This is a genomic window from Nonomuraea sp. LP-02 (assembly GCF_036289125.1).
Lineage (GTDB): Bacteria > Actinomycetota > Actinomycetes > Streptosporangiales > Streptosporangiaceae > Nonomuraea > Nonomuraea bangladeshensis.
The window spans coordinates 5,790,428-5,814,507 of the sequence record NZ_JAXCLK010000001.1 but is presented as its reverse complement, the minus strand read 5'-3'; the positions used below and the strand labels follow the sequence as shown (position 1 = coordinate 5,814,507).

General features: G+C 70.2%; 28 protein-coding genes and 2 tRNA genes. 18 read left to right on the top strand and 12 right to left on the bottom strand.

Annotated elements, in window-relative coordinates; all coding sequences use genetic code 11:
* Window positions 1-138: 138 nt before the first annotated feature.
* The 4 genes from SMD20_RS27250 to SMD20_RS27235 form a co-directional block, all read right to left on the bottom strand.
* Complete coding sequence (locus SMD20_RS27250; protein ID WP_329586330.1) at window positions 139-411, bottom strand: GlsB/YeaQ/YmgE family stress response membrane protein; 273 nt, start codon at window positions 409-411, stop codon at window positions 139-141.
* A gap of 110 nt (window positions 412-521) precedes the next feature.
* Window positions 522-716 (bottom strand): ferredoxin, encoded by a 195-nt coding sequence (locus tag SMD20_RS27245; RefSeq protein ID WP_329586328.1) that lies wholly within the window; start codon window positions 714-716, stop codon window positions 522-524.
* Window positions 717-742: 26 nt separating this feature from the next.
* Window positions 743-1,954, bottom strand: a complete 1,212-nt coding sequence (locus SMD20_RS27240; RefSeq protein WP_329586325.1) for a cytochrome P450 — start codon at window positions 1,952-1,954, stop codon at window positions 743-745.
* 32 nt (window positions 1,955-1,986) lie between these two features.
* Window positions 1,987-3,153, bottom strand: coding sequence for an NAD(P)/FAD-dependent oxidoreductase (locus tag SMD20_RS27235; RefSeq protein WP_329586322.1), 1,167 nt, complete (start codon window positions 3,151-3,153; stop codon window positions 1,987-1,989).
* Window positions 3,154-3,306: 153 nt separating this feature from the next.
* Between SMD20_RS27235 and SMD20_RS27230 the strand changes: the two genes are divergently transcribed.
* The 3 genes from SMD20_RS27230 to SMD20_RS27220 all read left to right on the top strand — a co-directional run bounded on the left by SMD20_RS27230 (window position 3,307) and on the right by SMD20_RS27220 (window position 6,670).
* Window positions 3,307-3,894 (top strand): TetR/AcrR family transcriptional regulator, encoded by a 588-nt coding sequence (locus SMD20_RS27230; RefSeq protein ID WP_329586319.1) that lies wholly within the window; start codon window positions 3,307-3,309, stop codon window positions 3,892-3,894.
* 87 nt (window positions 3,895-3,981) lie between these two features.
* On the top strand, window positions 3,982-5,874 hold the full coding sequence (locus SMD20_RS27225) for a S1 family peptidase (RefSeq protein WP_329586316.1): 1,893 nt from the start codon (window positions 3,982-3,984) through the stop codon (window positions 5,872-5,874).
* A 115-nt stretch (window positions 5,875-5,989) separates the two neighbouring features.
* Window positions 5,990-6,670 carry a flavin reductase family protein gene (locus SMD20_RS27220; protein WP_329586313.1) on the top strand — a complete coding sequence of 227 codons (681 nt, stop codon included), beginning with the start codon at window positions 5,990-5,992 and terminating at the stop codon, window positions 6,668-6,670.
* Here SMD20_RS27220 and SMD20_RS27215 read toward each other — a convergent pair.
* Window positions 6,667-7,164, bottom strand: a complete 498-nt coding sequence (locus tag SMD20_RS27215) for an NUDIX domain-containing protein (protein WP_329586310.1) — start codon at window positions 7,162-7,164, stop codon at window positions 6,667-6,669. The genes SMD20_RS27220 and SMD20_RS27215 overlap by 4 nt on opposite strands.
* Window positions 7,165-7,357: 193 nt before the next feature.
* On the opposite strand from SMD20_RS27215, the gene SMD20_RS27210 reads away from it, so the two are divergent.
* On the top strand, window positions 7,358-8,350 hold the full coding sequence (locus tag SMD20_RS27210; protein ID WP_329586307.1) for a calcium:proton antiporter: 993 nt from the start codon (window positions 7,358-7,360) through the stop codon (window positions 8,348-8,350).
* Here SMD20_RS27210 and SMD20_RS27205 read toward each other — a convergent pair.
* Both SMD20_RS27205 and SMD20_RS27200 read right to left on the bottom strand, forming a co-directional pair.
* Window positions 8,340-9,092 (bottom strand): ABC transporter permease, encoded by a 753-nt coding sequence (locus tag SMD20_RS27205; protein ID WP_329586304.1) that lies wholly within the window; start codon window positions 9,090-9,092, stop codon window positions 8,340-8,342. The two genes, SMD20_RS27210 and SMD20_RS27205, sit on opposite strands and share 11 nt — an antisense overlap.
* Complete coding sequence (locus tag SMD20_RS27200; RefSeq protein ID WP_329586301.1) at window positions 9,073-10,014, bottom strand: ATP-binding cassette domain-containing protein; 942 nt, start codon at window positions 10,012-10,014, stop codon at window positions 9,073-9,075. Before SMD20_RS27200 ends, SMD20_RS27205 begins: the two co-directional genes overlap by 20 nt.
* 315 nt (window positions 10,015-10,329) lie before the next feature.
* On the opposite strand from SMD20_RS27200, the gene SMD20_RS27195 reads away from it, so the two are divergent.
* The 4 genes from SMD20_RS27195 (at window position 10,330) to SMD20_RS27180 (ending at window position 12,338) form a co-directional block, all read left to right on the top strand.
* Window positions 10,330-11,346, top strand: a complete 1,017-nt coding sequence (locus SMD20_RS27195) for a GH25 family lysozyme (RefSeq protein ID WP_329586298.1) — start codon at window positions 10,330-10,332, stop codon at window positions 11,344-11,346.
* Window positions 11,347-11,393: 47 nt separating this feature from the next.
* Complete coding sequence (locus tag SMD20_RS27190; protein WP_329586295.1) at window positions 11,394-11,933, top strand: C40 family peptidase; 540 nt, start codon at window positions 11,394-11,396, stop codon at window positions 11,931-11,933.
* Window positions 11,934-11,989: 56 nt separating this feature from the next.
* Window positions 11,990-12,223 carry a transposase gene (locus SMD20_RS27185; protein WP_329586293.1) on the top strand — a complete coding sequence of 78 codons (234 nt, stop codon included), beginning with the start codon at window positions 11,990-11,992 and terminating at the stop codon, window positions 12,221-12,223.
* A 39-nt stretch (window positions 12,224-12,262) separates the two neighbouring features.
* Window positions 12,263-12,338: transfer RNA gene (locus SMD20_RS27180), tRNA-Thr, on the top strand.
* A gap of 84 nt (window positions 12,339-12,422) precedes the next feature.
* On the opposite strand, the gene SMD20_RS27175 is transcribed toward SMD20_RS27180, so the two are convergent.
* The gene (locus SMD20_RS27175; RefSeq protein ID WP_329586291.1) at window positions 12,423-13,175 is read right to left on the bottom strand and encodes a hypothetical protein; all 753 of its coding nucleotides are present in this window, start codon (window positions 13,173-13,175) and stop codon (window positions 12,423-12,425) included.
* Between the two features lie 182 nt (window positions 13,176-13,357).
* Between SMD20_RS27175 and SMD20_RS27170 the strand changes: the two genes are divergently transcribed.
* From SMD20_RS27170 to SMD20_RS27140, 7 genes are all read left to right on the top strand, one after another.
* Window positions 13,358-13,431 (top strand) — tRNA-Met (locus SMD20_RS27170).
* A gap of 71 nt (window positions 13,432-13,502) precedes the next feature.
* Window positions 13,503-13,667 carry a 50S ribosomal protein L33 gene (gene rpmG / locus SMD20_RS27165; RefSeq protein ID WP_019632658.1) on the top strand — a complete coding sequence of 55 codons (165 nt, stop codon included), beginning with the start codon at window positions 13,503-13,505 and terminating at the stop codon, window positions 13,665-13,667.
* A gap of 189 nt (window positions 13,668-13,856) precedes the next feature.
* On the top strand, window positions 13,857-14,306 hold the full coding sequence (locus tag SMD20_RS27160) for a MaoC family dehydratase N-terminal domain-containing protein (RefSeq protein ID WP_020543377.1): 450 nt from the start codon (window positions 13,857-13,859) through the stop codon (window positions 14,304-14,306).
* Complete coding sequence (locus SMD20_RS27155) at window positions 14,306-14,734, top strand: MaoC family dehydratase (RefSeq protein WP_329586284.1); 429 nt, start codon at window positions 14,306-14,308, stop codon at window positions 14,732-14,734. Before SMD20_RS27160 ends, SMD20_RS27155 begins: the two co-directional genes overlap by 1 nt.
* A gap of 100 nt (window positions 14,735-14,834) precedes the next feature.
* The gene (locus SMD20_RS27150) at window positions 14,835-15,845 is read left to right on the top strand and encodes a hypothetical protein (RefSeq protein WP_329586281.1); all 1,011 of its coding nucleotides are present in this window, start codon (window positions 14,835-14,837) and stop codon (window positions 15,843-15,845) included.
* A gap of 74 nt (window positions 15,846-15,919) precedes the next feature.
* Complete coding sequence (locus SMD20_RS27145; RefSeq protein ID WP_329586279.1) at window positions 15,920-16,957, top strand: UDP-N-acetylmuramate dehydrogenase; 1,038 nt, start codon at window positions 15,920-15,922, stop codon at window positions 16,955-16,957.
* 242 nt (window positions 16,958-17,199) lie between these two features.
* Window positions 17,200-17,766 carry a TMEM165/GDT1 family protein gene (locus SMD20_RS27140; RefSeq protein WP_329586276.1) on the top strand — a complete coding sequence of 189 codons (567 nt, stop codon included), beginning with the start codon at window positions 17,200-17,202 and terminating at the stop codon, window positions 17,764-17,766.
* Between the two features lie 211 nt (window positions 17,767-17,977).
* Here the strand turns inward: SMD20_RS27140 and SMD20_RS27135 are convergent, their stop codons facing one another.
* From SMD20_RS27135 to SMD20_RS27125, 3 genes are read right to left on the bottom strand one after another with little or no spacing between them, the layout of a single operon-like run.
* On the bottom strand, window positions 17,978-18,772 hold the full coding sequence (locus SMD20_RS27135) for a hypothetical protein (RefSeq protein WP_329586274.1): 795 nt from the start codon (window positions 18,770-18,772) through the stop codon (window positions 17,978-17,980).
* Window positions 18,751-19,131, bottom strand: a complete 381-nt coding sequence (locus SMD20_RS27130; RefSeq protein WP_143082210.1) for a DNA-binding protein — start codon at window positions 19,129-19,131, stop codon at window positions 18,751-18,753. Before SMD20_RS27130 ends, SMD20_RS27135 begins: the two co-directional genes overlap by 22 nt.
* Before the next feature lie 8 nt (window positions 19,132-19,139).
* On the bottom strand, window positions 19,140-19,526 hold the full coding sequence (locus SMD20_RS27125) for a hypothetical protein (RefSeq protein WP_329586268.1): 387 nt from the start codon (window positions 19,524-19,526) through the stop codon (window positions 19,140-19,142).
* Between the two features lie 159 nt (window positions 19,527-19,685).
* Between SMD20_RS27125 and SMD20_RS27120 the strand changes: the two genes are divergently transcribed.
* From SMD20_RS27120 to SMD20_RS27110, 3 genes are all read left to right on the top strand, one after another.
* The gene (locus SMD20_RS27120) at window positions 19,686-19,934 is read left to right on the top strand and encodes a hypothetical protein (RefSeq protein WP_329586265.1); all 249 of its coding nucleotides are present in this window, start codon (window positions 19,686-19,688) and stop codon (window positions 19,932-19,934) included.
* Between the two features lie 162 nt (window positions 19,935-20,096).
* Entirely contained in the window at window positions 20,097-20,594 is a 498-nt protein-coding gene (locus SMD20_RS27115) for a hypothetical protein (RefSeq protein WP_329586262.1), read from the top strand.
* Window positions 20,595-20,786: 192 nt separating this feature from the next.
* Entirely contained in the window at window positions 20,787-21,167 is a 381-nt protein-coding gene (locus SMD20_RS27110) for an arsenate reductase family protein (protein WP_329586260.1), read from the top strand.
* On the opposite strand, the gene SMD20_RS27105 is transcribed toward SMD20_RS27110, so the two are convergent.
* Window positions 21,153-24,008: an ATP-binding protein gene (locus tag SMD20_RS27105; protein ID WP_329586257.1), complete on the bottom strand. Its 2,856-nt coding sequence runs from the start codon at window positions 24,006-24,008 to the stop codon at window positions 21,153-21,155. The genes SMD20_RS27110 and SMD20_RS27105 overlap by 15 nt on opposite strands.
* Window positions 24,009-24,080 lie beyond the last annotated feature (72 nt).

Genomic DNA, 24,080 nt, shown 5'->3' with positions numbered 1-24,080 from the left:
ACACAGTCAAGTGTCGCGCGTGAACGTGCCGAACGGTTGCAGATCGCTTAACACGTACAAGTTGGTCGAATCATCACAAAGGAAAAGCCCCCTCGCCGCCGTACGGTGACGGCGGCGAGGGGGACACGCTCCGGCTGCTTACCGCACGTGGCGGCGGCCGTACATCCCGGCCGCCAGCGCCACGCCGACACCGGCGAGCACCACCTGGAGGATCAGTTCGATCCAGTCGATGCCCTTGGTGTCGGCGACCCCGAACGCGGCGGCGAGGGCGGTGCCGATCAGCGCGGCGACGATACCGATCACGATGGTGAGCCAGATCGGGATGCTCTGGCGTCCGGGCACGACCAGACGACCGAGAACACCGATGACGAGCCCGATGATGAGGGCGGAGATGATGCCGGTGACTGCCACGCTGCACGCTCCTGTCGCTTGGCGACCTGACCCTGGGGCAGGTCAACGCTTCATAACCTGACAGTCGAGTGCTGCCCATTTGCGCAAAGCGGAAACAAGCCGCCTCGCCGCTATTCGCTCACCTCGATGGCGAACGCGGGGCAGACCGCGGCCGCCTCGCGCACGGCGGCGTGCTGGCCGGCGCCCGGCTCGGCGTTCAGCAGGACGACGATGCCGTCCTCGTCACGCTGGTCGAACACCTCCGGCGCGATGAGCACGCACTGCCCCGCGCCGCAGCACTTGTCCTCGTCGATGGTCACTTTCATGGCAGATGTCTCCTAAATCCGAACGGTTACCAGCGCACCGGAACGGTACGGAGGCCGCCGACGGCCAGCCCCTCGACGCGCTCCAGCTCCGCCTCGGGGGCGGCCAGCTCCAGGGTGGGCAGCTTGCGCAGCAGCACCTCCAGCACGACCTGCAGCTCGGTACGGGCCAGCGCCTGCCCGAGGCAGGAGTGCGCGCCCGCGCCGAAGGCCAGGTGCGGGTTGGGGCTGCGGGTCAGGTCGAACTCCTCGGCGGCCTCGAACGCGCTCTCGTCCCGGTTGGCGGCGGCCATGCTGCAGATGACCGTGGTGCCCTTGGGCAGCTCGACGCCGCTGACCTCGGTGCCCTCCTTGAGGTAGCGCGGCAGGCCGAAGCCGGAGTTGGCGTCGAGGCGCAGCGACTCCTCGACCGTCGTGCGGATCAGCGACGGGTCGGCCAGCAGCGCCTCCCAGCGGCGGCGGTCGGCGAGCAGCATCGAGACCATCTTGCCGATCATGTTGGCGGTGGTCTCGTGCCCGGCGACCAGCAGCGCCATGCCGGTGACCAGGATCTGCAGGTCGTTGAGCCCGCCGTTCTCGGGGCCGCCGGCCGCGATCAGCTCGCTCAGCAGGTCGTCGCCAGGCTCGGCGCGCTTGCCGGCCAGCAGGTCGGTCATGTACTGGAAGAACTCGGCCTGGGCGGCCTCGGTCTCGTCCTTGCCGTAGCGGGTGAGGTTGAGCAGAGTGTCCGACCAGTACGAGAACCGGTCGCGGTCCTCGGCCGGCACGCCCAGCATGTCGCAGATGACGTACACCGGCAGCGGGAAGCCCAGCGACGCCTTGAGGTCGCCCGGCGCGCCGCGCTCGACCATCTCGTCGATGAGGTCCTCGGCGATCTTGGCCATCGCGGGCCGCATGGCGTTCATCCGCTTGGCGGTGAACCACTTGCTGACCAGCCGCCGCCAGTGCTGGTGCTCCTCCCCGCTGTCGGGGATGATCATCGCCATCTCGCTGTTGAACACGCCGCCGCCATCGGCCGAGAGCCGGGCCGCGTCGGGCGCGTTGAGCTGGCGGGTGAAGCGCGGGTCGGCCAGCACCTGCCGGACGTCCTCGTAGCGGGTCAGCAGCCGGGCCCGGTCGCCGCTCGGCAGCTCGACGTGCGCCACCGGGCACTTCCCGCGCAGCTCGGCCCATTCCGCGGGCGGCTTCAGCGCCGCGTCGTTCGGGATGGGGTAGGGCAGGACCTGCTCGTCGATGCTCATTCAGCTTCTCCTTGAGGGGTCGGACATTCGGGTCACGCGGGCGTGAGCGGCTGGAGCAGGGCCTGCTGGCGCAGCAGACGGGCCTGTTTGGGCATGTTCCAGCCGAGCACGGCGGTGACCTGGCCGCCCTCGCGGTAGAGGGCGGCGAAACGGTGCTGCTCGGGGTCGCCTTCGGCGACGGTCACCTCGGCCGCCGGCGACGGCAGGCCGTGGGCCTGGATCTTGACGTCGTACTGGTCGGTCCAGAAGTAGGGGATCGGGGTGTACGGGCGGTCCGCGCCGAGCACGTTCGCCGCGACCGTCTGGGCCTGCTCGGTGGCGTTGGTGCGGTTCTCCAGGCGCAGCCGCCTGCCGAGCCCTTCGTGATGGAAGGAGGCCAGGTCGCCGACCGCGTAGACGCCCTCGGCGGCGCGGCAGCGGGAGTCGCACTCGACGCCGTCGCCCAGGGCGAGGCCGCTGCCGTCGAGCCAGCCGGTGGCCGGGCGGGAGCCGATGGCGACCACGACCACGTCGGCGGGCAGCGTCTCGCCGGTGGCCAGCCGCACGCCGGTGACCCGGCCGCCCTCGCCCTCCAGGCTCTCCACCGCGACGCCGAGCCGCAGCCGGACGCCGCGCGCGGCGTGCGTACGGGTGAGCAGGCCGCTGACGAACGCGCCGAGCTGGTCGCCGAGCACGGACGGGCCGAGACCCGCGAGGGTGACCTCCAGCCCGAGGCCGCGGGCGGTGGCGGCGATCTCGCCGCCCAGCACGCCCTCGCCGACGACCACGAGCCGGGTGCCGGCGGTGAGCTGGGCGCGCAGGGTCAGGGCGTCGTCCAGGCCGCGCAGCACGTGGACGCCCGCGAGGCTGTCCTGACCGGGCAGCCGGCACGGGGTGAGGCCGGTGGCGAGCACCACGGCGTCGGCGCGCAGGACCCGGCCCGAGCCGGTGGTGACCGCGCGCCCGGCGACGTCCAGCGCCACGGCGCGCTCGCCCCGGACGAACTCCGCCTCCAGGGCGTCGAGCTGGGCCTGGCCGCGCAGCCGGGCACGCTCCGGCTCCCAGGCTCCGGCCAGCACCTGCTTCGACAGCGGCGGCCGGTCGTAGGGGAGATGGGGCTCGGCGTCCAGCAGCGTCAGCCGGCCCTCGTGGCCGAGCCGGCGCAGCGCCTCCGCGGTGCTCAGCCCGGCGGCGGACGCGCCGACGATCAGAACGTCCACAGGGCCTCTCCCTGCTCGCGTACGCTGGCTTGACCTGCACAAATGCGCATCTCGCGATGATCCTTCCCGGCGGTCGGACTTGACCACAGTACCTTACATCTGCAAGTTAACTGACACATGTCAGCTAAAGGTAAACTGCTGGATGTGTCCGGCATGAAAGACAGCAGAACCCCGTCCATGGACCGGCGTGTCCTCCGTACGCGGTCGGCTCTGGCCCGCGCGCTCCTGACGCTGGTCGAGGAGCGGGAGCTGTCCAGGATCGGCGTCTCCGACGTGGCCGAGCGCGCCGGCGTCAGCCGTACGGCCTTCTACGACCACTACCGCGACGTCCACGAGCTGGCCGAGGCCGCCTGCACGGCGATGATCGACGGCCTGACCAGGTCGCTGCCGACGCCCCGCCCCGACTCGGCCGACCTCCAGGGGGAGGCGACCCGGTCACTGGAGGCGTTCTTCGCCAGCCTGGCCGAGCACGCCGGGCTCTACCGGAGCCTGCTCGGGCCGCAGGGCAGCGCGCGGGTGGCCGACCACATCCGCCGCCGGCTGACCGACGGCGTGCGCGAGCACGTCCGCGAGGCGCACGACGTGCCGGCCGCGTTCACGGCGGGGGCGATATACGGCGTGGCGGCCGACTGGCTGCAGCGCGGATGCCCCGAGTCGCCCGCCCGGATGGCCGCGCTGACCTGGCCGCTCTTCCACGCGCTCTACGATGTGGTGAGCGCGTCCCCGCCGCCCGCGCCCTGATCGGGCCGCGGCCTGATCCGCCCGCCGTCTTGGTTCCCAAGTCGGCTCCAAGCCATGGACAAGAGCGATACCGCACCATGGCCGACCGTGAGCGGATATTTCAGAAAAACCTTCGCGAAGATCGCCGCGAGTACGGCGGTCGTCCTGGCGGTCGCGCTGCCCGCGGCCCCCGCGGCGGCCGACGGCGAGTCGCCCGACCAGCGACCTGACGTTGCCGTCGGCACCTGGCTGGCCGCGCGTACCCAGCCGGCGGTCCAGCTGACCAGCTTCTCCTACACCGGCACCGTCGCCGTCCCGACGAGCACGATCAACGAGAACGCCTTCCAGCAGCTGACCCAGCAGGCCGTCATCGCCGTGCAGAACGGCAAGATCGCCTCCGACGAGCGCAGCATCGCCAAGTGGCTCTTCCAGCGCATCGCCGCCGACGTCGACGCCTACCTCGTCGAAACCACCCCGGAGCGTACGGTCGAGGCCGAGGTCGGCGGCATGTGCACCGGCTGGTGGGTCACCCCGGACGGCTACATGGTCACCGGCGCGCACTGCGTCCAGGTCGGCGACACCGAGCTCAACCAGCTCTTCGCGCAGCAGGCGCTGGCGAAGTTCAACGAGCAGGACGCGAAGGAGATCATCAAGGGCCTCCAGGGCATCGAGGCCGACGAGGAGATGGTCAAGCTCGCCCAGCAGATCTACATCACCTTCAACAGCACCCACATGCGGCTGCGCGGGCTCAAGCAGAGCCTGTCGGTGCTGCAGAGCCTGCCCGGCGGCGGCGTGGACAAGACCGCGAAGGCGGTCCCCGCCGAGCTGGTCTCGGTGGGCGAGAGCTACCCCGGCAAGGACTTCGCGCTGCTCAAGGTGAACGGGCAGCAGAACCTGCCGACCGTGCCGCTCGGCGAGGACGCCGACGTGCGCACCGGTGACACGCTCTACATCAGCGGCTTCCCCGGCCTGGTCACGAACACGCCGTTCTTCAGCCTGGAGTCGAAGCTGGAGCCGGCGCTGACCGAGGGCCCGTACAACGCCAAGCGCTCCACGCAGACCGGCGTGCCGTACATCCAGACCCAGGCCCCGTCCTACCACGGCAACTCCGGCGGTCCGGTGTTCAGCAAGGACGGCAAGGTCATCGGCATGCTGATCGCGGGCACGGTGAGCGAGGGCGGCGAGGCGTCGGAGAGCGAGAGCTTCGTGCTGCCGGTCAGCATCATCAAGGAGAAGCTCGGCGAGAAGAACATCAAGGCCGCCCAGGCGACCACGACCACGCGCTACAACGAGGCGCTGAACGACTACTTCCGCAACTACTACGAGGACGCGCTGCCGAAGTTCCGCGAGGTGCAGGCGCTCTTCCCGAACCACCCGTACGTGGCCAAGTACATCAGCGAGTCGCAGACGGCGATCACGGCGGGCAAGGACGAGTCGCCCAAGCCCATGATGATGTGGGTGCTGATCGGCGGCGGCGTGCTGGTCCTCCTGGTGCTGGCCCTGGTGCTGGCCCGGGTGCTGACGCGGCGCAAGCGGCCCGGCGTCTCCTACGGTCCGCCGGCGCAGCCCGCGTACAACGCGGTGCCCTCGCCCCCGTGGCAGCAGCACCAGCTTCCCGCCGGCTCCGGCCACGGCCAGCAGGTCAACGGCTCCGGCCCCCAGTACGGCTCCGGCCCGCAGTACGGTCCGCAGTACGACCCTCAGTACGGCTCAGGCCCGCAGTACGGCCCCGGCCCCCAGCAGGGCCCCGGCCCCCAGCAGGGCTCCGGCCCCCAGTACGGCTCGGGCCCCCAGTACGGCCCCGGCGGCCAGTACGGCCAGCAGGGTCACTACGGCCAGCAAGGTCAGTATGACCAGCAAGGTCAGTACGACCAGCAGGGTCACTACGGCCAGCAGAGCCACTACGACCAGTACGGCCAGCCCAGCCAGCACCCCGCCGACCCCACCCGTGACGTCCGCTACGGCCAGTTCGCGCCGCCGCCGGATGGCCGTCAGCAGTGAGCGCCCGGGGCGCCTCCGGCCCGGCGCCGGACCGCCCCGAGCCCACCGGACCCTCCCGCTGAGACGTCCGATCGCCGCCAGCGAGCGGGGGTGACCGGCCGCGACAGTGGGACGCATGAGCGACACCACCACCGCCGCTGTCGGCGAGCACGTCCGCATCGAGCCGAACATCCTCTATTTCGGCACCCCGGTCGTGCTCATCTCGACACTCAACGAGGACGGCTCGCCGAACCTGGCCCCGATGTCGTCCGCCTTCTGGCTCGGCTGGCGCGGCCTGCTGGGCCTCGGCGCACGCGCCAAGACCGCGCAGAACCTGCTCCGCACCCGCGAGTGCGTGCTGAACCTGCCGTCCGATGCCCTGGCCCCGGCCGTGGACCGGCTGGCGCTGACGACCGGCAGCGACCCCGTCCCCGAGCGCAAGTGGGAGCGGGGCTACCGGCATGTCGCGGACAAGTTCGGCCGGGCGGGGCTGACGCCGGTGCCGTCGGAGACGGTCGCGCCGCCGCGCGCCGCCGAGTGCCCGGTCGCCATGGAGACCGTGGTCGAGGCGGTGCACCCGTTCGGCGAGGGCGGCGGCACGCTCGCCTTCGAGGTGCGGGTGCAGCGCGTGTGGGCGCACGAGGGGATCAGACTGGCCGGCACGGACGACCACATCGACCCCGACGCCTGGCGTCCGCTCATCATGAGCTTCCAGAAGCTGTACGGGCTGGGGCCGCAGGTCCACCCGTCGACCCTGGCCACCATTCCGGAGCGGGTGTACCGCCCCGACGACCTGGAGCGGGCCAGGTCCCTCTAGATCAGGACCCGCCAGACGTGGTCGGGGCACACGCGCGCGATCTCCTCGCGCGGCAGCCAGTCGGCGCGGGTGCTCTCGGAGCCCGGGGGCGGCGCGGTGGGAGCGCCGGGGCCGGGCAGGACGGCGCGGAACACGGCCATGTGGGCGAGTGACGGGTAGCGGTAGCCGGCCGGTGGCGGCTCCAGCAGCTCGATGCGCTGCCAGGCGAAGGCGGTCAGCGCGGCGGCCGGCAGGCTCAGCCCGGTCTCCTCGCGCAGCTCGCGGACCGCCGCCTCCACGGCGCTCTCGCCCGGCTCCAGGTGACCGCCGGGGATGTCCCAGCCGCGGCCCTCCCTGTCGACGTAGGTCATGAGGGTCCTGCCGAGCCCGTCGGCGACGAGGACGAACGCCGACGTGGTCGATTCGAGCGGTGGCGTCTCACCGGTGCGGATGACGTCCAGGCGGTGCGCCACGGGGATCCAGGGCACGATCCTCGTCGCGATCAAGTGGGCCACCCGGACACTTTCATGTCAAAGCATTGGAGAAGTCAAGGCATTATTGGGGTGAAAAGTCCCGTTCCGGCCGCAAAAGTGGGGGCACACCCTGTACCTGATCCGTAACATCGCGCGACTGTGGACCGTACTCATCCCCGCCCTGGCGCTGCTCTCGCTCGGGCTCTCCTGGGGCCGCGAACCGGCCGGCCCGCTCGTGATCGTCCTCGCGCTGCTCCTGGCCGGCGCGGTGCTCGCCGCCGTGCACCACGCCGAGGTCATCGCCCACCGCGTCGGTGAACCCTTCGGCTCGCTCGTGCTCGCCGTGGCCGTCACGGTGATCGAGGTGGCGCTCATCGTCAGCCTCATGATCTCCGGCGGCGACCAGACGTCCACGCTGGCCCGCGACACCGTCTTCGCCGCCGTGATGATCACCTGCAACGGCATCGTGGGGCTCTCCCTGCTCACCGTCACGCTGAAACGCCGGACCGCGGCGTTCAACGCCGAGGGCACCGGCAAGGCGCTGGCCACGGTGGCCACGCTCAGCACGCTGAGCCTGGTGCTGCCGACGTTCACGACGAGCGAAGGGGGACCGGCCTTCTCCGGCCCCCAGCTCGGCTTCGCCGCGGTGGTCTCGCTCGCGCTGTACGGGCTCTTCGTCATCACGCAGACGGTCCGCCACCGCGACTACTTCCTGCCGGTCGCCAGGGACGGCGCACCCCTCGACCCCGAGGAGCACGCCCCCCGGCCCACCGGCCGCACCGCCCTGGCCAGCCTCGGCCTGCTGCTGGTCGCGCTGGTGTCGGTGGTCGGGCTGGCCAAGGTGGAGTCGCCGGTCATCGAGGCGGCGGTGTCGGCGGCCGGGCTGCCGCAGGCCGTCGTCGGCGTCGCGATCGCGCTGCTGGTCCTGCTCCCCGAGACCATCGCCGCCGTCCGGGCGGCCCGCCGCGACCAGGTCCAGATCAGCATGAACCTGGCGCACGGCTCGGCGATGGCCAGCATCGGGCTGACCATCCCGACCATAGCGGTGGCCTCGATCTGGCTCGACGGGCCGCTGTTCCTGGGGCTCGGTGGCACGCACCTGGTGCTGTTCGCGCTGACGGTCGTGGTGTCCACGCTCACGGTCGTGCCGGGGCGGGCCACGCTCATGCAGAGCGGGGTTCACCTGGTGCTGTTCGCGGCGTTCCTGTTCCTCGCGATCAGCCCCTGATCAGGCCCTTACGCATCGCCTTGACGCCCAGGGCGAGGCCGGCCGCGGCGATCAGGCAGGCGGACGCGGTGCCGTACAGGACCGACGGGTCGGCGAGGTCGCCGGCGAACAGCGCCCGTTGCGCGTCCACGATGTACGTCACCGGATTCACCTGCCCGATCGCCCGCAGCCACGCCGGGGCGCTCTCCAGCGGCAGCAGCACGCCCGACAGCAGCAGCAGCGGGAACAGGATCGACTGGCTGACCACGTAGAACAGCGTGCCGCCGGGGGCCGACCTGAGTGCCAGCACGAACGAGAACGCCCCCAGCCCCACCCCGAAGACCACGAGCTGGGCCAGCCCCGCGAGCACCCCGGCCGCGTGCAGCTCGAAGCCGAGCGGGATCGCCATCACGATGATCAGCACGGCCTGGACCAGCAGCAGCACGATCGCCTTGAGCGCCCGGCCGACCAGCATCGCGGTCCGGCTGAGCGGCGTCACCAGCAGCCGCTCCATCGAGCCGCCGATCAGCTCGACCAGCAGCGAGTAGCCGGAGGACATGGGCCCGGTCAGGCACATCATCACGAGGATCCCCGGCACGAACCACTGCCACGACGAGCCGACCGCGCCGTCCAGCAGCGCACCGAACAGGAACAGGAACAGCAGCGGCTGCCCCATCTCGAACACCAGCGCCACCGGGTTGCGCAGCGCGGGCCGCACCTCCCGGGAGAAGACGGTGGCGGTGTCACGCAGGAATGTCGTCATCGGCAAGGCTTCTTCCGGTCAGGGCGAGGAAAACGTCGTCGAGGGTGGGGCGGGCGGTCTCGGCCGTGACGACCTCGACCAGCTTCGCGTCGAGCGTGCGCAGGCACTCGGGCAGCGCGGCGGCGGCGTTCGGGACCCGCAGGCGCACGGTCGTGCCCTCCGCGGTGCCGCCGACGGCCGCGACGGCCCGCGCGGCGTCGTCCGCGGTGCCGGTGGTGAGCGTGATGAGGTCGCCGGCCAGGTCGTTCTTGAGCTGCTCCGAGGTGCCGTCGGCGATGACCCGGCCGTTGTCGATGATCACCACCCGTTCGGCCATGGTGTCGGCCTCCTCCAGGTAGTGGGTGGTGAGGAACAACGTCGTCCCGTACGCCTCGCGCAGCCGGAGGATGTGCTGCCAGATCTCGGCGCGGCTCTTCGGGTCGAGCCCGGTCGAGGGCTCGTCGAGGAAGAGCAGGTCGGGGCGGTGGACGAGGCCGATCGCGAGGTCGAGGCGGCGGCGCTGGCCGCCGGAGAGCGTGCCGGGCGTCCGCTTGGCCAGCGGGGCGAGGTCGAGCAGGTCGAGCAGCTCGTCGGCGCGGGCGGCGGCCTCCCTGTGGTGCAGGCCGTAGCAGCGGCCCTGGGTCACCAGCTCGTCGCGGACGCGGAACTCCTCGCCGGCGCTGCTGTGCTGGCCGACGTAGCCGATGCGGGAGCGCACGGCGGCCGGCTCGGCGGCCACGTCGTGCCCGGCCACCGTGGCGGTGCCGGAGGTCGGGGGCAGGAGGGTGGTGAGGATGCGGAGGGTGGTCGACTTCCCCGCGCCGTTCGGGCCGAGGAAGGCCGTGAGCTGTCCGGCCTCGACGTCGAGGTCGAGGCCGCGGACGGCCTCCACCCTCTCCTTCTTGACTTTGAACGTACGGGTCAACGCCCGAGCGTGGATCATGGCGGTCGGTCTCCTGCGGGCATGACGAAGAAACCCCTGGTCGGGGCTCGGTTGGTCGGGATCTGCACCAGTTTGTGCAGGAAGAAGCGGCTTTGGCAAACGCGAATGTCACGTTCATAAACGGCTCTGACCTGCGGAAACGCCACGTGCCGAGGGGTGTCGCGGACGGCGATTTCAGGGCCTCTGACGTGCGGTTTCCCGGTTCCCGGGGGCCGATTTCGGCGGTCGCCCTCCGGCGGGCGCGCGCGACCTGATGCGGTTTATTGATGTTTCCGGCCTTGCGGAGTTCTGTCAGATCTCGTAAGGATCATCCGCGTGAAACGTCTGGGGCTATTAGCGGTAATCGCGGTGTCGGGGATTATGGGGAGCTGCGCGACCGCGTACGCGGCCGACGGGGTGCCCGGTGTCGACGTCAGCAACTGGACCGGCGAGATCGACTGGGCGAATGTCGCCGAAGGAGGCGGGAAGTTCGCGTTCGTGCAGCTCACCGAGGGCACGAACGTCCGCAATCCGATATTCGACGCGCAGTTCGGCGGCGCCGCGTCGGCCAGTCTGTATCGCGGGGCCTATCACTTTGCGCAACCGCATGAATCCGACGGCGCCACGCAGGCCGACTTTTTCCTGCAGAACGGCGGCGACTGGATCGCGGACGGCCGCACCCTGCCCGGCGTGCTCGATGTCGAGGACAATCCGTACCGCGACAAGAACGGCAAGAACTCCTGTTACGACCTGTCTGCGAAGGACATGGTCGCCTGGCTCAAGGCGTTCACGAAGCGCTACAAACAGCGCACCGGCCTCCAGGCGATCATCTACACCACCACGAGCTGGTGGCGGACGTGCACCGGCGACTCGGCGGCCTTCGCCGCCCACCCGCTGTGGCTGGCCCGCTGGGGCGCCGACCCCGGCGAGCTGCCGAAGAGCTGGACGTCCCACACCTTCTGGCAGTCGGCGGAGAAGGGGCCGCTCGCCGGGGGCGGCGACGTCTTCAACGGCACCGAGGACGAGCTCAAGGCCCTCGCCAACCCGCCGGCCGAGATCTCGGTCGCGGCGGCGGCGAAGAGCCGCAAGGCTTACACGGTGACGCTCAGGAACACCGGCCCGTACCCGGTCACGAACGTCAAGATCGCGGCCCGGACGTTCGGCGGGCAGCGGGTGGTGGGTGCGCCGGACGGCTGCCGGGTGAGCGGCACGGCGGTCCGCTGCACGGTCGCCGAGGTCGCGCGGGGGTCGAAGGTGACGCTGACGTTCACCACCAAGCCGCGCCGGGCCAAGGGGACCGTGGGCATGAACGTGACCGTCGGAACGACGAAGTTCACCATCAAAGTCCGATAAGGCACCATAAGCTCCGAAACCTGGCAATTCGGGGGGACGGAGACGCTATGAGCGGGCGGCGCCGTACGACCCTGGCCCTTCTGACGGCGCTGCTTCTCGCGTTGACCCTGGCCGCGTCCGTGCCGGTCTCGACCTGGACACAGCCGCGCGTCGTGCGCCTGGCGTACGAGCTCGGGCGGCTCGGCATCGAGTACTCGTGGGGCGGCGGCCACGCCGAGCTCCCCGGGCCGTCCACCGGCACCTGCCAGGGCTACCAGGGCCGCATCCGGCCCTGCCCGGCCGCCCGTACGCGGGGGCTCGACTGCTCGGGCTTCACCCGCTGGGTGTACGCCCTCGCGCATGGCCACGACGTGCTCGGGCCGGGCAACACCGACGACCATGTACGCCGCATGCACCGCGTGCGCTCCGCCCCTCGCCCCGGCGACCTCGTCTTCTTCGGCGTCATCGCCGGCGACACCGTACGGACCCACCACGTCGGCGTCTACCTGGGCGGCGGCCTGATGATGAACGCCCCGGAGACCGGCGCGCGGGTCCGCGTCGACGGGCTCGCCGGCCGCAAGGATCTCGCCGGTTTCTACCGCTACTGAACGGGACGCCTGTGGCCGGCGGAAATTGAGAGACCCGGAGGCTACTCTGTGCGGCTATGGAAAGGCGATGGGTCGGTCTCGACGGATACGACGTCGTGGGCACCGTGCGGGCCGGGCGTCAGGTGCTCCGCGTGCGCAGGCACGGCCGGGTGGTCGCCGACTGCGTTTCCGTGGCCGAGGTGGCCCGGCACGTCGAGCTGGCCGACCTCTGTGAGGTCGTCGAGCTGTCCGCGTGGCGGGCCCAGCCGGAGAAGATCGCCGAGGCTCGGATCAGTTCGCGTCATCGCTGAGTGCCGTGTATGGTTACACCTGTCCGCAGCGCCGGACAGGCCCCTATAGCTCAGTCGGCAGAGCGTCTCCATGGTAAGGAGAAGGTCAACGGTTCGATTCCGTTTGGGGGCTCCATCCTGACAAGGCAAAACGCCCGGTCCGAGATCATTCGGGGCCGGGCGTTCGTGTTTCCGCGCGCAATTCGCGCTCAATTCGCGGTCACTCGTCCACCTTGGTCGACACCGTGGCGGGGGCCGGGGCCTTGATCGACACCCGGCGGCCCCACGAGGTGAAGCGGCTGTCGATGGTCATCGTCTTGCCGTCGAAGGCCGAGATGTCGAAGACGCCGGTGGCGGCGTACGAGCTGGTCACCCTGGTGACCAGGCCCGCGCCGCTCAGGGTGAGGCGGTAGGAGACCTTCGTGTCGTCGTGGTAGCGGAGCGGGATCGCGGCCGCGAACCACGGCGAGACCTTGTCCAGCTCCTTGAAGGTGATCGTGCCGGTCAGCGTGTTCCCGGCCCGCTTGCCCTTCTTCACCAGTGCGGCCAGCGTGCCCGGCTCGACCGGGTTGATCACCTGGCCGTAGTAGCCGCCGCTGCCGTGCACGCCGCCGCTGCGGTACCAGCGCTTGCCGGAGGGCAGCTTCTCCGCCCAGATGCCGCCGGACAGGTAGGAGGTCTTCCCGATGGTGATGACCCGCTCCGGGTCGATCCCCTGGAGGCCCTTGGCCGTGACGTCGGAGGCGGCGACCCCCTTCTTGCCGAACTGGAAGGTGCCGGTACGGCGCTGCAGCACCTGCTTGTCCGAGCCGTCGACGAGGGTGGAGGTCTCGGTGAACCGGACGCCGTGACCGGCGACCAGCTCGGCCTTCAGCGCGCGTACGGGGTCCTTGGGGGCCGCGGCCTGCGCGGGCAGGGGGGCCAGCAGCAGGGCGCCGCCGGCGGACAAGGTGATGATGATCATGCGTTTCATGGCAGGCGATCGTGCCAGTCCTTGATCACGAAAGTGTGCAGAGCGGACCCCGGCGGGGAATATGATTTCTGCTATCGGGGTTCCTGATGCATACTGGTTCCACCCTTGCCCGATCAGGTGCGTTACGACTCTGGTCGCCGCGTCGGGTATCCTCTACGGGGCCGGGTTCATACCGGCCCAAAGGCGGAGTAGCTCAGTCTGGCAGAGCAAACGGCTCATAATCGTTGTGTCGCCGGTTCAAGTCCGGCCTCCGCTACTGCCCAGCCCCAGGTCGTCTGACCTGGGCATGGGTATGTCCATATCCCGAACGTAGAAAGGCACTCCCCAGTGGCTGCCACCGACGTTAGGCCGAAGATCACGCTGGCCTGCCAGGAGTGCAAGCACCGCAACTACATCACGCGGAAGAACCGGCGCAACGACCCGGATCGGCTTGAGCTGAAGAAGTACTGCCCCAACTGCCGCTGCCACCGCGCGCACCGCGAGACCCGATAGCGGCTCGCCAGGGGCACCCCAACCTCTGATCACGCACAACCGGCGTCCCGATGGTGGGCGCCGGTTTGTCGTGTGTGCGCACTGCTCGCGCTCGCGTAAAAACCCGTTCATCGGCGACGACAGCCGAACCTTGTTCTGTTACCGTCGGCCTCAGCAGCGCTCGGATGACGGACACGCGAGGGAGCACTGATGGCCTTGAACCGTGACTTCGTGGGCAGAACCTACCCGCCCAGCGCACCTTACGAGGTCAGCCGGGTGAAGATCAGGGAGTTCGCGGCGGCGATCGGTGACGGCAACCCGCTCTACCGGGACCAGGCGGCGGCCCAGGCGGCCGGCTACCGCGACGTGATCGCGCCGCCCACGTTCCCCATCGTCTTCAGCCTCCAGAGCGGCGGCGAGGCCCTGGCCGACCCCGACCTCGGGCTCAACTTCGCCATGGTGGTCCACGGCGAGCAGCGTTTCGAGTACGTACGCCCGATCTGCGCGGGCGACCAGCTCGTCACCACCGCCACCATCACCGACATCCGCTCCGCCGGGCGCAACGAGCTGCTGACCGTGCGCAGCGAGGTCACGACCGTCGAGGGCGAGCCGGTCTGCGTCACCTACAACACGATCGTCGAGCGTGGAGGGGCGGGCTGATGGCCGCGACGGTGAAGTACGACGAGGTGGAGGTCGGGCAGGAGATCCCGGCCGTCGACTACAACGTGCGCCGGCTCAACCTGGTGATGTACGCCGGCGCCTCCGGCGACTTCAACCAGATCCACTGGAACGAGCGCTTCGCCAAGATGGTCGGGCTGCCCGACGTCATCGCGCACGGCATGTTCACGATGGCGCAGGCCGGGCGGTTCGTCACGGACTGGGCGGGCGATCCCGGCGCGGTGGTGGACTTCGGGGTGCGGTTCTCGTCCATGGTGGTCGTGCCGGACGACGACCAGGGCGCGACGATCTCCGTGAGCGGCGTCGTGGAGGAGAAGCTGGAGGACGGGCGGGTGGTCATCGGGCTGACCGCGAGGTCCGGGGACGCCAAGGTGTTGTCGAAGACGCGGGCGGTCGTCCAGCTCGTCTGACATTTCATGATAAGTCGGGCAGCGCTCGGGTACCCGTTTGCCTATGACTGAAGCTGCGCGACAGGTATGGCCCACGGTCCGGTCGATCCCTGTCTCCGCCGTGACCGACGCCAAGCCGCACGGGCGGCTGCGACCGGCACGTCCGGAGCAGGTGGCGGGCGGCGCGGGAACGGGACGTGACACAGCGGGCGGCGCCGCCACCGGGCACGGCGGCACGGGCGCCGGCGGCTCGCCGGCGACGGGCGTGGGCACGGCGGGCGCGCACCCCAGGGGTGCGCACGCCCGCATGAACCCGGCCGCCGAGCTGGGTTTCTCCGGCGACCCTGAGCAGCACGGCGACCACGGTGACGAGCTCCTGCACGCCCAGCGCATCTGGGACGGCACCCTCGCCACCAACCGCCTCGACGACGCCGGGCTGAACGCCGAGCGCCAGCGCGTGGAGACCAAGGACATCACGGCCGCCGTGAGCCTGCTGGTGGACGGCTGGCCGGAGGACGTACGCGCGTGCGTCGAGTCGCTGCTCGAGCACACGCACGTCAAGGTGCTCGCCATGGACCTCGGCGACGTGGACGGCGCGGGCGACGTGCTGGCCGGGCTGGCCGAGCGGCATCCTGAGCGCGTGACACTGTGGCGGGTGGCCGAGCAGCCGCACTGGCGCGGCGGCACCGCGACCTGGGGCGAGAGCCGGGCCAAGCTGCTGCGCCTCGACGACTCGGAGGTGCACGTGCTCATGGAGACCTCCGTCGCGCTACGCGGCGACGCGCTGACCCCGCTGCTCGCGGCCATCGCCGAGGGCGCGGCGGCGGCCGGCTGGCACGGCGCGGACCTCTACGACGACGGCCTGCGCGAGGCCGGCCCCGGCCGGGTCCAGGCGCTGACCGGCGAGATCGTCGCCGTGCGGCGGCAGGCGGCGCTGGGCGCGCTCCCCGAGGACGCGCACTACGTCCGCAACGCCGACCTGGCGCTCTCGCTCGGCCTGCGCGGCGAGCTGGTGGTGCCCGAGGGCACGCCGCCGCTGGTGCGGCTGAACACCCACGACGTGCCCGCCGACTACGCCGACCGCGAAGCCCGGCGCAACTACGACGACGCCCTGCGGCTGACCCGAAGGTGATCGGGCGGGCGATCAGGCGGGCGATCAGGTCGGGGCGTGCCGGGCATGGCGGGGGCCTCCTAAGCTAGTGGCCCATGGAGATGCTCGCGCCGTACACCACGCTGGGCCTGGGCGGCCCCGCCCGCGACTTCGCCGAAGTGACCACGGCGGAGCAGCTCGTGTCCCTGATCGCCGAGGCCGACGCGGCCGCCGTGCCCACGCTCGTGCTCGGCGGCGGCAGCAACGTCGTGGTCGCCGACGAGGGCTTCGACGGGCTCGTGGTGAAGGTGGCCACCCAGGGCCTGTCCTTCTCGCGCGACGGCGAGCAGGTCGTCGTCACCGCCGAGGCGGGCGAGGACTGGGACGCGCTGGTACGGCGGGCCGTGGCGGAGGGCTGGTCGGGCATCGAGTGCATGTCCGGCATCCCCGGCCTGGTCGGGTCCACGCCCATCCAGAACGTCGGCGCGTACGGGCAGGAGGTCGCCCACACCGTGCGGTGCGTACGCGCCTACGACCGGCGCACCCGCCACGTCGTCGACCTTGAGGCCAGGCAGTGCGGCTTCGCCTACCGCGACAGCATGTTCAAGCGCGACCCCTCCCGTTATGTCGTGCTGGCGGTGACGTACGCGCTGGAGCTCTCCGATCGCTCCGGCCCCGTGCGCTACGAGGAGTTGGCCAGGCGGCTGGACGCCGAGCCCGGCGGCCGGGTGCCGCTCGAGCGGGCCAGAGAGGCGGTGCTCGCGCTGCGGCGCGGCAAGGGCATGGTCCTCGACCCGGACGATCCCGACACCCGCAGCGCCGGCTCGTTCTTCACCAACCCGATCCTCACCCCGGAGCAGGCCGCCGAGCTGGCCGTCCGCGCCCCCGGCCACCCCGGCTGGGAGATGCCCGGCGGCGCGCGCAAGGTGCCCGCCGCCTGGCTCATCGAGCAGGCAGGCTTCCCGAAGGGCTACGCGCGCGGGCCCGTACGCATCTCCACCAAGCACACCCTCGCCCTGACCAACCCGTCCGGCGCCGCCACCGCCGCCGACCTGCTGGCACTGGCCCGCGAGGTGCGCGACGGCGTACGCGAGAAGTTCGGCGTCACCCTGGTCAACGAGCCGGTCCTGGTCGGCTGCGCCCTGGGGGAATAGCGTCCTTGACGAGGCTGTTAAGGTGTGTTGGTAACACCGAAGGGGAGTAGTCCCAATCGCGTGGTCGACACACTGGCGCCGCTCGCGGCGCCCGGTCACGCGGGCCTTTTTCGTGAGGCGGACGAGACCTTCGGCCTGGCAGTCAGTTCATCTATCGAACAAGACGCTGCCGGGCCGAAGCCGTCGTGCCCGAAATCCCCTGGCTCAATGCTTCCGGTCCGGTTCGCGCGGGAAGAGAAGCGTTGGAAGCCTTCTGGATCAGCCTCGTCGCCATCTTCGTGGCCGAGCTCGGCGACAAGAGCCAGCTCATGGCGATGACGTTCGCCACCCGTTTCAAGACCTCCACCGTGCTCCTGGGCATCACCATCGCGACGACGGTCGTACACCTGCTGAGCGTCGCCGTGGGCGGCCTGCTCGGCAGCGCCCTCCCGACGACAGCCATCTCCATCGTGGCCGGCGTGGCGTTCCTCGGCTTCGCCGTGTGGACGCTGCGCGGCGACGAGCTGAGCGAGGAGGAGTCCAAGAAGGCCCAGCGCACCACCAGGAACGCGCTGATCGCGGTGACCGTGGCGTTCTTCCTCAGCGAGTTGGGCGACAAGACCATGCTGGCCACGATCACCCTGGCCACGCAGCACGGCTGGGTCGGCACCTGGATCGGCTCGACGGTCGGCATGGTGGCCGCCGACGCCCTCGCCATCCTGGTGGGCCGCATGCTCGGCCGCCACCTCCCCGAAAAGGCCATCCGCTACGGCGCCGCGGCCGCCTTCGCCCTCTTCGGCATCGTCCTCCTGGTCGAGGCCCTGGTCTGACGGGCCCCGCCTCGACCAGATTCCGGATGCGGTCGGCGCGCGAACCGTTCCTGCGCCGGCGCTCCGGCCGCCTTCGCCCTCGTCTCCTCGCCTGGGTGCAGAAAAGCCAGGCCAGCAGCTCCCCCTGAAACGGAGCGCGCAGCAGTGGAAGCAAGACGGGCGGCGGCTGTTGCGTAACCTGAAACGCAGCTTGCAGCTTACGCAAGTCCCGTCAATCGCGGGCGTCGTCTCCTGCGTTCAGCAGCTCCGTGATGCCTTCCCTGAGCGCGGCGGCGTCGTTCCTCGTGCCCCACGTGACGAGGCGGAGGGAGGAACGCAGGGGCGACGCGTACGTGTGCGCCGGCTCGCTGAACCCGTTCCTGGCGACGACCAGCACTGCCGCAGGGACGGGGAACGAGTCCGCGACCCGCACGTGCCATCCCATGAGCTCGCGGAGGTGGCTCTCCTCCACTTTGCGCGTCAACGCCACCACTTCGATGAAGACCATCTTCCTGGCGTTGCTGAAGACGAAGTCCACCTCTCTGGGTTCGTCGGGGAACAGGCGGCTTCCACCCGCTTCGAAGACACGTCCCAGGTCATCCATCCGGCGAAGCGCCGCGAACACCTGGTGCTCGAACGTGAGCGCCTCCATGGAGTAGACGAAGCCCTCACTGACCTGCTGCCCGCAAACCCGCGCCGCGCCGAACGCGAGCCCGACCGCGTGGCTCTGGTCGACCTCTACCAGCGTGCGTAGGCTCTGGACGGACCGCTCCTCGTCGCTCACCACGGTGGTCCGGCTCAGGGGAAAGCCCAGTTCGAGATCCAGCATGGCGGCCTGGACGAGCCTGTAGGCCTCCGCTCGCGAGGCTGCCAGGCGCGGCGGGACCGCGATCATCAGACGCCACTCGTCGGCTTCCACCAGATGCGCCCACAGGGCGGTGCTGACGGGGAAGTCCCGGTCGTTCAACTCCTGGAGCAGCCGGGCACCGCCGTCGATGTCTCGCTTCACCAGTTTCGTCTCACCCACGGAAGCACCCCATGTCCGCGTTGGCTGATGGCTTTGTAGAGGTTCCTCGCCTCGCTCTCGTTCCAGACCCTATAGCGGCTGCTTTCGTTCCAGTCCTTGACGATCGACCAGTTGGCGGCAAAGGCCGGATCGGAGCTTTCCTGTACGGCTAGCGCGCCCTTGAGATCGGCCAGGTTGACGAGCTTGGCGAGGTCATGGGTGTGTCCGTCTTTGACGAGCTGAAGATCCGGCATGCAGTATTGGCGGAATTCGCGTGCGATGCACACCTTGAGCCCGCACTCAACCGCATATCCTGCCAAATAATATGCTCCCGACCATTCTTTATGATCCAGCAGGATGCGTGCCTCGCGTATGCGCATCCGCGTGATCAGGCGGAAGTCGGCTGCCGATGCCAGTTCTGTTCCTTTCCCTTGCAGGCGTTGGAGAGCGTGTGCAGAGCCTTGATGAGTCCGGCCGGGTTGTGGAAGGCGAGTTGACCGAGGAGCTCTGCGAGGTAATCCGCCTCGCTCAACGCGAGGTCGAGCCATGCGGGCCTCAAATTCGAGATGGTGGGTCCGTAGGTGATGCGTATGGACGGTTCAGCGGGTTGGGCGTGCCCGTGTTCTTCTTGACGGCACACAAGGGTCAGCAGATGAGTGGGGGTTGAAAAGTCCATCTTTTCGCTGATGTGTTCACGGCTGGTCTCTGTGGTCGGATGGCGAATGCGGCACCATGTCAGGCGATCACACGGTCCCGAAGGTATATTCCTGTCCACGATCTGTCTCCTGATATCCGCAGGAAATGGATCCAGGTCCCGTCGGGTGGTGGTGCACCGGGCGGGACCTACTACCGATACACAGTATCGATACTCTGTATCGGCAACGTTAGCCCCTGTCTCTCGGCGGCGCAACAGCCTTTCGATACCTTGTTGCGTATGGCGACTGACATCGACCCTTTGGATGCGCTCGCGGAGAGCACGCGTCGTTACCGCGAGACGGAGCGGGCGCACGAGAAGTCGCGTGACGCCGTGGTCGAATGCATCGTGACGGCGCTCAAGGCCGGCAAGCGTCCCACCGACGTGGCCGCACGCTCGCCGTTCACAGACGCATACGTACGGCGGCTGGCCAGGGAGAACGGGATCCAGGCACAACCACGTCAAAGAGGTGACAGGGAACGCCGTTGACCAGGACGAGCCGGGCGACCTGAGCCCGGCTGGCGAAGCTCTTGTCCAGCGGCGGGGCCCGAGATCGAACAGCGTGGTCGGCCCGTTGATGCAGTCGCTGGCAGAGTCTCGTCATCACGGGCACAATGCCGCTGTCGATCACGCACCCAGAGAGGCAGCCTCATGCCCCGTAGCCGCTATCTGCGATGGTGGCTGGCCGCGCTGGTGATGTGCGTGCTGAGCTTCCTGTCCCTCTGGCTGCCGTACCTCTTCGAGGGGGACGGCGCTGCGGGTTGCGCCGGTTACTACCCGCTTCCGTTCGGCCTGGCGGAGTTGTGGGACGATCTCCACTGGACGTGGCTCCGTCTGCGTGAGCCCGTGATCGAACACATGGTGGTCCTGAACGGTCTGCCGTCCGTGAGCGCATTGCTGTCGACCCTTGTCGCCGCCTGGGCCAGGTGGCCGCTCAGCGCCGTGGTGGGGCTGCTCGCCGTTATGGTCGTGGCGGTGGTCGGGCTCGACTGGGTGTTCATGGCGTTCTCGTACTTCACGCTGCTCGGCTGCGCGGGATGGGAAGGGAGGGTCCCATGGATGCTGTGGCGTCTGCTGCCGGTGGTCGGTTACGGCAGTGCGATCGTCCTGCTGGTGGCGGGGATCCTGGCCCACCGGCGTACTCGGTGAGTACTGGGCGAGGCCTCCGGCTGATTGTTCGGGAAATCCCAGCCATCCGTTGCCAGCGGAGTTGGGATTTCTCCGAACGCCGGACTCCTGTGACGTGGCGGCGCTCTCGCCGTTCACCGACGCGTCCGTACGGCGCCGGCCCAGGAGAATGGGATCCAGGCACAACGACGTCGAAAAGGGTGGCGGGGCGGTATGGAGATCTGGATCAATCCGGGGTGTTCGAAGTGCCGGGCGGCGTTGTCGGTGCTGGATGCCGAGGCGGCCGACTACACCGTACGCCGTTATCTCGACGATCCGCCGAGCGCGGACGAGGTCCGGGACGTTCTCGGGCGGCTGGGGCTGGAGCCGTGGGACATCGCGAGGACCGGGGAGGCGGTGGCGGCGGAGCTCGGGATGGGGGCGTGGCCGAAGGACGCCGGGGCGCGGGAGCGGTGGATCGAGGCGCTGGCCGCGCATCCGGTTCTCATCCAGCGGCCGATCATCAACGCCGACGACGGCACGGCGGTGGTGGGGCGGAGCGAGGAGGCCGTGCGGTCCGTGCTGCCCCCAGAACGCGGGTCAGGCGAGCAGTGAGAGGCGGTGGGCGGCGGCGGCCGCCTCGCCGCGGGTGGTGACGCCGAGCTTGGCCAGGATGTTCGACACGTGCACGCTGACCGTCTTGGCCGAGATGAACAGCTCGGCGGCGATGTCGCGGTTGGTGCGGCCCTGGGTGACCAGGCGCAGCACCTCCAGCTCGCGCGGCGTCAGCAGCTCGGACGGCTCCTGCGTCTGCGGTGCGCCCCCGCCGACCCGGCGTGACAGCGTCTCGACGTCCTCGATGAGCGGGGTGGCGCACAGGGAACGGGCCAGGGGCAGGGCGACCTTGAGCCGGGCCGCGGCGCCCTCGCGGTCGCCGGTGCGGGCGGCGTCGGCGGCGGCCCGCAGCAGCGCCTTGGCCTGGTTGTGGGGGCGGTTGAGCCGCTCCCAGCAGGCCGCCGCGGCGTCGAAGTCCCCGCTGTACGACAGCCGGTACGCCTCCACCACCGGCCCGATCACCGACAGCTGCGCGGCGACCTCGGCGGCCCGCGCGCGTACGGCGGCGGTGCGCTCGGGCTCGGCCGGCCCGGCGGCGTCGCAGACGTTGCGCAGCAGGGAGAGCAGCCGCCAGCCGAGCTTGGCCTTGCTGGAGCGCGTGGGATGGGCGAGCACCTGCTCGGCCGCGGCCAGCGCCTGTGTCGGTTCGCCCCTGAGCAGGTGCCAGCCGATGCGCAGCCGCGCGTTGTTGGTGATGTCCTGGACGAAGTCCTCGGGGCGGTCCTTGAACACGCCGACCTCGGACAGGATGTTCTCGACCAGCTCCACCTCGCCGCGCCCGAGCGCGATGTCGGCGCGCACGCGCAGCAGCGCGTAGCGGGTGCGGAGGGCGGGCCCGTAGGCGAGGGCGGCCTCGACGATCTCGATGGCCTCGTCCCAGCGGCCGATGGCCTCCAGGGCCTCGGCCCAGTTGTTCATGATGAACAGGCCGCTGCCGCGCAGCCTGCCCCATTTCCTGGCGGTCTCCCAGCCCTGCTCGGCCAGGGCGAGGGACTCCTCGTAGCGGCCCATCTCGATGAGGGAGTCGATGTTGTTGGCGATCGCCCGCAGGATGATGCGGTGGGCCTGCTCCTCGCGGCCGATCTCCAGCGCCTGCTCGTTGAGCGCCAACACGGACTCGGTCTCGCCGTTGAGCGAGTGGCCGAGCGCCAGGTTCATCAGCAGGTCGCTCTCCAGGCAGCGGTCGCCGTGCCGCCTGGCCAGGCGCAGGCCCTCGTTGATCAGCTCGCTCGCCTCGGCGATCTCGCCGCGCAGCATGAGGTGGCGGCCGAGCTGGGTGACGACCTCGGCGCGTTCGAGGCTGTCCGGCGGGACGAGCCGGAGGGCGTCCCTGAGGTCCTCGATGACGCCCATGTGGCCCTTGGAGCTCTTGAACACGGCCCGCCGGACGATGAGCTGCGCCACGCGGGCCGGTTCGGCGGCCTCGTCGAGCTGCTTCAGTGCCGCCTTGACGAACTTCATGCCCTTGTCGACGTCGCCGCCGGCGTGCGCGGCCTCGGAGGCGCGTTCCAGCACGGCGGTGTGGTCGGCGCCGATGCGCTCGGCGGCGTCCGGCACCCGGTCCCACAGCATGAGCACGCGTTCGAGCAGCGGCACGGCCTCGGTGTAGGCGAACGCCTTGAACGACTTGCGCGCCGCCTCCCACGCCGAGATCAGCGCCCAGAGGTCGTTGCGGGCGCCGTACCAGTGGTGGGCCAGCTCGACGGCGGCGCGGCCGGGCGGGACGAGCGCGCGGTCCTTGGAGATCTCCTCGGCGTAGCGGGAGTGCAGGCGCTGGTGCTCGCCGGGCAGCAGCTCGTCGTGCACGGCCTCCTGGATGAGGGAGTGGCGGAAGACGTAGGCCCGGTTGTCGGCGACCTGGAGCACGTTGCCGGCGATGGCGGGGCGGAGCGCGGTCTCCAGCTCGACGTCGGACAGGCCGCTCACGGCGGCCAGCAGCGCGTGGCCGACGCGGATGCCGCCGGCGGCGGCGATGCGCAGCACGCGCTGGGTCTCCTCGGGCAGCCGTTCGACCGAGTTGAGTATGAGGTCCTGCATGGACTCGGGGAAGCTGCAGTCCTCGCCGCTCTCCAGCATGGCCTCGACGAACAGCGGGATGCCCTCGCTGCGTTCGTAGACCTTCTCGACCCTGGCGTACTCGGGGACGCGGCCGAGGATGGCGGTCATCTGCTGGGCGACCTCGTCGCGCGAGAGGCGGGGCAGGTCGAGCCGGTGCACGCCCTGCACCCGGCCGAGCTCGGCCAGCACGGGCCGGAGCGGGTGCTGGCGGTGCAGGTCGTCGCTGCGGTACGTCATGAGGATCAGCACCTGCGGGATGTGCAGGTTGCGGCTGAGGAAGGCGATGAGGTCGCGGCTGGACCGGTCGGCCCAGTGGATGTCCTCGATGACGAGCACGGTGGGCCGGGCGTCGGCCAGCCGTTCCAGGAGGGTGAGGATCTGCTCGAACAGCCGGGCCCGGCCGGTGTCGGTCTCGCCGTCGCCGAGCGGCTCGCCGAACTCGGGCAGCAGCCGGGCGAGGTCGCGTTCGGCGCCCTCGGGCAGCAGTGCGGCGACGGCGGCGGGGCCCTGTTCGCGGACGAGCTGGCGCAGTGCGGCGGTGAAGGGCGCGTACGCCAGGCCCTCGGTGGACAGCTCGACGCATCCGCCGAGCAGCACCTGCGCGCCGCCGGCCGCGCAGCGCTCGGCGAAGCGCTGGACCAGCCGGGTCTTGCCGACGCCGGCCTCGCCCCCCAGCAGGACGGCTGTCACCTTGCCTTTGAGTGCGTCCTCGAAGCTCTCCGAGAGGGCCGTCAGTTCCTCTTCCCGCCCGACGAAGACGGGACTGACGCTTCGTCCCCGCATGTCATCCAGCATGTCATGCCTTATCAGTGCTTTCGACGGATTTGTGAGCCCTTAGGGAGGCATCGAGGCCCG